The organism is Sulfolobales archaeon (assembly GCA_038897115.1).
Classification (GTDB): domain Archaea; phylum Thermoproteota; class Thermoprotei_A; order Sulfolobales; family AG1; genus AG1.
Genome location: JAWAXC010000167.1, coordinates 1 through 3,281, shown reverse-complemented (window position 1 = coordinate 3,281; position 3,281 = coordinate 1). Strand labels below are relative to the sequence as shown.

The 3,281-nt window shown below is 43.8% G+C and carries 4 protein-coding genes and 1 pseudogene; all 5 read left to right on the top strand.

Going from position 1 to position 3,281, the window contains the following annotated elements; translation table 11 throughout:
- A partial coding sequence (locus QXE01_12290) for an aminotransferase class I/II-fold pyridoxal phosphate-dependent enzyme (GenBank protein MEM4972016.1) occupies positions 1 to 653 on the top strand: 653 nt, incomplete at its 5' end.
- Between the two features lie 122 nt (positions 654 to 775).
- Positions 776 to 1,063, top strand: a pseudogene (locus QXE01_12285) (50S ribosomal protein L21e).
- 126 nt (positions 1,064 to 1,189) lie between these two features.
- Positions 1,190 to 1,522 (top strand): RNA polymerase Rpb4 family protein, encoded by a 333-nt coding sequence (locus tag QXE01_12280; protein MEM4972015.1) that lies wholly within the window; start codon positions 1,190 to 1,192, stop codon positions 1,520 to 1,522.
- Positions 1,523 to 1,534: 12 nt separating this feature from the next.
- The gene (locus QXE01_12275) at positions 1,535 to 2,203 is read left to right on the top strand and encodes a DUF655 domain-containing protein (protein ID MEM4972014.1); all 669 of its coding nucleotides are present in this window, start codon (positions 1,535 to 1,537) and stop codon (positions 2,201 to 2,203) included.
- Positions 2,200 to 3,078 carry an rRNA adenine N-6-methyltransferase family protein gene (locus QXE01_12270; protein MEM4972013.1) on the top strand — a complete coding sequence of 293 codons (879 nt, stop codon included), beginning with the start codon at positions 2,200 to 2,202 and terminating at the stop codon, positions 3,076 to 3,078. Before QXE01_12275 ends, QXE01_12270 begins: the two co-directional genes overlap by 4 nt.
- The last annotated feature ends 203 nt before the right edge of the window (positions 3,079 to 3,281 follow it).

The following is a 3,281-nucleotide window of genomic DNA, read 5'->3' as shown; positions in this document are numbered from 1 at the left end:
TGTTTCCACCGAAGGTTGTAGAGGAGATCTATAATCTAGCTCGTGAGAAAGGGTTATTGATACTAGCTGATGAGATCTATGATAACTTTGTATATGGTGAAACGGAGTTTAAGAGTATTACAAGCTTCCCTGGGTGGAAGGACTATGTGCTCTATGTAAATGGTGCAAGTAAAACATTCTCGATGACTGGTTGGAGGATAGGCTATCTAGTTGTTAGAAGCGATATTGCTAGGAGGCTGACAAGGCTAGCTGTTAATATATATAGCTGTGCACCTAGCTTTGCGCAAGAGGCAGCCGCAGATGCTTTAAAAGGGGATTGGACGCCTGTTAAGAGGATGATCGAGATTTTTAAGAGGAGGAGGGATCTTATATATGAAGGGCTATCAAAGATCAAGGGCTTCGAGGTGTGGAAGCCCCACGGAGCATTCTATATCTTTCCAAAGATATCAAATATACTTAGTAAGACTGGGCTAAGTGTTGAGCAGTTTGTGGATTATCTAATAGATAGATATCAAGTAGTTGTTCTCCCAGGAAGTGGATTCCCAGATACAGCTGGTAGGGAATATATTAGACTGAGCTATGCTGTGTCGGAGGATGATATTGTAGAGGGGGTTAGAAGGATCTCTGATGCTGTTAGGGAGCTTATAGGCTAGAAACTAGAGAGCAATATCCAATATACCCAGAAAGATATGGCTTAGCATATAGATCCGCTTTAACATACTGCTAAACCATATTTAATAATCTGTGTAGAATACTTTCCAATAGGTGTGTAGAGCTGGTAAAGGCTCCAAAGGGGTATAGGCATAGAACCAGGAAGATCCTGAGGAAACGTGTGAGGGAGAGGGGTCAGGTTCCAAGCCTAAGCTATCTTCTGATAGACTATAAAGAGGGTGATAGGGTTCACATAGTAATAGATCCTGCTGTCCACGCATCTATGCCTCATAGGAGGTATCATGGTAAGACAGGTGTTATAACTGGTAAAAGGGGACAGGCATACGAGGTTAAGGTCTATCTAGGGGATAAGGAGAAAACCCTATATGTAAGGCCTGAGCATCTCAGACCAACCCCTGAGGTTTGGGAAAGGGTTGTTAATGAGACTAGATCCCTTATAAATAGTGTTAAATCCAGGATAAGGGAAGTAAATAACATGATTTTAAAGGCCCTCTCAGCTGCTTAGGGGGCGTCTATTTTGAAGATCCTTTCTTTTAGAGAGGTACCACTTCCAAGTGTGAAGAAAATGCTTCTAGAGACAGAGGCTAGAGGCGTTAAGCTCCAGGATCTCCAGAGGAGGGTTTTAGAACATGCCACTATATTCTCTAAATGTAGCGAGGATAGGGTGGATGAGCTTGTGGATAAACTGTTGGGGCTAGGTCTTAGAGAGATAACTGCTGTACATGTGATCAACATATGTCCTAGAACCAAGGATGAGCTGATATCGCTTCTAAATTTTGAGCAGAAGATGCCTAGTGAGGAGAATATGGAGAAGATCCTAGAGCTGTTGGGCGAATACTGTAGATGCTAGCTGGTGCATATCATGTATAGAGGTGCAAGGGATCGCCAGTCAAGATACTACAGGGTGAGGGATGTATATGTAGTTGTGCTAGACTATATGCCAAATGGGAATCCCCTTGATAGGCATCAGCACCATAGAAGCTCTCCAATAGCCCAGGTTATTGGTACAAAGTATCTCTCGCTGGTAGAGCTGATCCCCCCTCCTGGGCAGCATCTAAACATGGGTGAGAGGATCTATGTTGAGCAATCCCCCAGAGGCTTTCAAGGGCCTAGGCTTGGTGAGAGGCTTATGTGGCAGGAGCTGACTGGTATTGCAAAGGATAATCTGCCAAGGGTTTTAAGGGATATATTGATTGAGAAGGAGAGGGTCTATACAGAGTTCTTCAATGTAGCATCCTCTATAAATATAAGGCTACACATGTTTGAACTCCTCCCTGGAATTGGGAAGAAGAGTCTTGAGGCACTCCTATCTGAGAGGAAGAAGAAGCCTTTTGAATCTTTTAAGGATATTGCTCAGAGGGCAAAGATCTCTGATCCTGTTAAGTCTCTCGTTGATAGAATCATACTTGAGTTAATGGGTGGCGAGAAATACTATCTCTTTGTTGAGCCTCCAAGAGACGCTACCGATGCTGTTTTCTTCAAAATGCTGGACTATCTCTATGCAAGGGTTAACTATAGGGAGCCGTGGTGATCCTGAGATCAGGTGTTTCATATCCTCCTATGAATAGAGATGAGCTGATTAGACTCGTCAAGGATCTTATTTGGAGGAGCGGTGTAAAACCTAGAAAAAGACTTGGGCAGCACTTCACAGTAGATCCTATGTTGATAGAGGAGATGGTTGAGCTGGCAAAAGCCTATGGATGCCCATCCCAAACGGTGGTTGAGGTAGGAACAGGATTCGGCTTTCTCACAGCACCTCTCTCAATGGCATGTGGTAGGGTTATCTCTATAGAGGTGGATCGCAGGATCTATATGATGGCTAGGGATATCCTAGCTGGGTTCAGCAATGTAGAGTTAGTACTGGGAGACGCTATCTCGCTTCTAGAGAGCATTAAGGGTTATCAAGGGGTGGTTGGCTCTATACCATATTCCATAACAGCACCCCTTCTAAGCACCATGGCTAGAGGTGATGCTGAATGGGCTGTGCTACTGCTTCAGAAAGATGTTGTGGATAGGATCTCATCTCCACCTGGAACACGGGAGTATGGATCAATAAGCGTTCTGGTGAATCTAGCATTTAGAGTTAAAACTGGCAATATATATCCACCAACCAGCTTCTACCCAGAGCCAGAGGTTTTCTCCCAGACAGCTATATTGGAGAAGAGGAAAGGCAATATAATTAATAAAGATCTAGAAAGATTTTTAAAATGCCTCTTTAGCCAGAGAAAAAGGCTAGCCTATAAAGCTGTGAAGAAGTGCTTAGGAATAGATATACCGCGTACAGAAACAAGGGTTTTCCAAATATCGCCTGAGGAGATATACGCCATATATTCGAGGGCAAGGCAGATCCAAGTACAAGGCAAAAGCCTCCAGAACCAGCTAGCTATCTCTAGAAATCACCCATAGCACCTAGATGCTAATCTTCATTTCTTAAAGACAAGGCTTTCAACTCTAACTAACTGCCTCTTATTAAGGTGAAAGATAGATTTGCAGAAGCACCAGGATATACTGGAAAACCTAAAAGTCCTTATGCAAGACAATAATAAGGAGCCGCGGTAGTATAGCCCGGACAAGCCTCGCGCCGAAAGTATGCGGGCCTTTCGAGCCCG

What these genes read in the sequence shown, in the direction of transcription:
- QXE01_12275 (MEM4972014.1), top strand. Translation starts at nt 1,535, where the DNA reads ATGTATAGAGGTGCAAGGGATCGCCAGTCAAGATACTACAGGGTGAGG.